The following is a 3107-nucleotide window of genomic DNA, read 5'->3' as shown; positions in this document are numbered from 1 at the left end:
AGGTAGTAGAGCGCCGGCACCACCAGAAGCGCCAGCAGTGTGGCCGAGATCAGCCCGAAGATGATCACCAGCGTCAGCGGTCGGTAGCTTTCGCTGCTGATGGCAAGCGGCACCAGCCCCACGATCGTGGTCACCGCGGTGGTCAGCAGCGGGCGCAGGCGCCTCGCCGCGCCCGCCGAGGCGGCTTCGGCCACGTTCATGCCCTCCTTCAAGAAGCTGTTCATGGTGTCGACCATGATGATGCCGTTGTTGATCGCGATCCCGATCAGCGACACCAGCCCGATCATGGCGAAGAACGAGAACGAGATGCCGAACGCCCAGAAGCCGATGGCGGTGCCGATGATCGCCAGCGGCATGGTGGCGAAGATGATCAGCGCCTGGCGGAAGCTGCTGAACACGATCACCAGCACCCCGACGACCAGCACGATGGCCACGACCATGGCGATCCCGATCGAGCCGACGGTGTCGGCGGTCTCGGCGGACTCGCCGCCCACGTTCACCCGGTAGCCGGCGGGCCAGTCTTGCTGCAGCTCCGCAAGGCGCGGGGCGACGTCGTTCATGATCTCGGTGACGGTGCGGCCCTGGTTCTTGGCCAACACCGTCAGCGCCCGCTCGCCGTCGACGTGGGAAATGGCGATCGCGCCTTCGGACTGCGACGGGTTCAACAGCTGGAACATGGCGATGGAGCCGCCGTCGGAAAGATAGGCGCGCACCTGCGAGAACTCCTCGACGTTGCTCGGCCCGCCGGCTTCGCCGGGCCGGCTCGGCCACTGCGTGCCCAGGCGGATATCGATATCGTCGGTGTCGTCGGAGGTAGCGAAGGTGCCGATGATGTCCGAGCTGTAGGCGATACGGATCTGCGAGGCCAGCTCGTCGTAGGAGATATCGAAAAAGCTCATCGCGTCGCGGTCGGGGCGCAGCGCCAGCTGCGGCTGCGGCGCGCCCAGGTTGTCGCGCACGTCGACCACGTTCGGCGTCGAGGAGAGCACCTGCTGCACCTCCAGCGAGAGCGCCTTGAGCGTCTCCATGCTGCCGCCCACCAGCTGTATCTCGATGGGGTCGCCGGGCGAGGGGCCGCTGCTTTCCGGCACCACCAGAAGCTCGGCGCCGGCGACGTTTTGCGCAAGATACGCGGCAAGCTCCTCGCGCAGCGACTCCGCCAGCACGTAGGAGTCGGCGTCCCGCGCTTCGCGCGCCTTGAACATCGCCGAGAAGCCGATGTAGTTCTCGGCTTCGCTGGGCTGCAGCGACGTGGCCGCAGAGCCGCCGGCGAACGGGCTCTTGAGCCCCACCAGCTTGATGATGCTCTCGAAGTAGGGCTTCTCGCGCAGCATTTCGCCGACCTGATCGGCCACCTCCTGGGAGGTTTCCAGCGGCGCGGTGGGGGGAAGCTCGATGTTGATGCCCAGGCGCTCGCCGTCCGCCGCCGGGAAGAGCTCCAGCCGCGACTGGGTGAACGCCACGATCGCGACCACGAACAGCGCCACCGCCCCCAGCACCCAAAGCCAGGCGCGAACGCGGCTGGCCACGATATGACGGTTGCTCCAGCCCTCCAGCCCTGCAACGGCGCGCTGGGTGACGCGGTCGGCAAGCCCGAGTTTCTCCTCCCCGTCCGGGCGGCGCTGCTTGCCCAGAAGCCCCCGCGAGAGCGGCACCGCGCAGAGCATCGCCACCACGAAGGAGAGCACCAGGCAGATGATGATCGTCGTCGGCAGCACGCGGATGAACTCGCCCATGGTGCCGCCGATCGACATCAGCGGCGCCATGGCCAGAAGCGTGGTCACCTGGGCGGCGAAGATCGGCACCGTGTAGCGGCGCACGGTGACCAGCACCGCCTGGCCGAAGGTGCAGCCGTTGCGGTAGATCTCGTCGTGCAGCCCCTCCATCAGGATGATGAAGACGTCGATGATCATCACCAGCGCGATCACCATGCCGATGATCACCAGCTCGTTGAGCGAGTAGCCGAACAGCCACACCACCAAGAGCACGCCGGCGAAGGTGACGGGTACCGCCAGCCCCGCGACGATCGCCTCGCGCCAGGAAATGGTGACGAACAGGATGATGAACACCACCACCATGGTCTGCATCGCGCTGACGAACACCTCGGTCAGCGAGTCCCAGATCTGGACCGCATCGTCCTGAAGCACCGAGTACTCGACCTGCTCGGGCCAGGTATTGGCCGCCTCGAGGTCGGCGAGCGTGGCGCGAATGCGTTCGACCAGCTGTACGGTATCCGCACCCGGCGCCTTGGTGATGGAGATTTCGAGCGACGCGTCGAAGTCGTCGCCCCGCTCGCTGAAAAAGGCGCGCGAGGTTTCGGTTTCCTGCATGCGCGAGACCGTGGCGACCTCGCCCAGCGTCAGCGCCCGCGAGCTCTGGTTGTTCTCGAGGCGCACCACCGGCAGGGCGCGCAGGTCGTCGATATCGGAGAAGCGGCCTTCCAGGCGCACCACGGCGCCCATGTTCTGGCTTCGCACCTCGCCGAAGGGCTGCTCGATATTGGCCTGCTGCACCGCATCGCGGATGAGCGTGGGCGACAGGCCGAGTGCCAGCAGCCGCGCCGGGTCGAGCAGGATCTGCACGATATCCTCGCGCTCGCCGCCGATGTTGACCTCGTTGACGCCCTGCACCCGCTCCAGCGCGTCGCGAATCTGCCGGGCGGTCTGGTTGAGGGTCACCGAGTCGGCGTTGCCGTGCAGCGCCAGCGTCAGAATCGGCCGGTCATCCACCGAGCTCTGGCGAATGTTGGGGCTTTCGACCTCGGAGGGAAAACCGGACTCCGCGTCCGCCACCGCGGCGCGCAGCCGGGTCATGGCGTCGGTGGTATCGACGGAGGCATCGAACTCGACGGAGATCACCGACAGCGAATCGAAGGAGGCGCTGTTGACCGAGTTGACGCCGCTGAGCGTGGTGATCTCGTCCTCGATGCGGTCGGTGATCTCGGATTCCACCGAGCGCGGGTCCGCCCCGGCCCAGGTCGTGGTGATGCTCGCCTGGGGAATGTCGAGCGCCGGCAGCGCCTCCTTGACCAGCGCCGAGTAGGCGAACAGCCCGCCCAGCAGCATCGTGATCGTGAGCAGAATGCCGAAGATCGGCTTGAGGAAGAA

General features: G+C 66.7%; 1 protein-coding gene. It reads right to left on the bottom strand.

The window, feature by feature from the left end; all coding sequences use genetic code 11:
• The coding region (locus BIS11_RS13765; RefSeq protein WP_253586306.1) for an efflux RND transporter permease subunit at positions 1–3107 on the bottom strand (3107 nt) is incomplete at both ends.

Source organism: Halomonas sp. 707D4, assembly GCF_024158685.1.
GTDB lineage: Bacteria > Pseudomonadota > Gammaproteobacteria > Pseudomonadales > Halomonadaceae > Vreelandella.
This window is presented reverse-complemented; position numbering and strand designations above follow the sequence as displayed.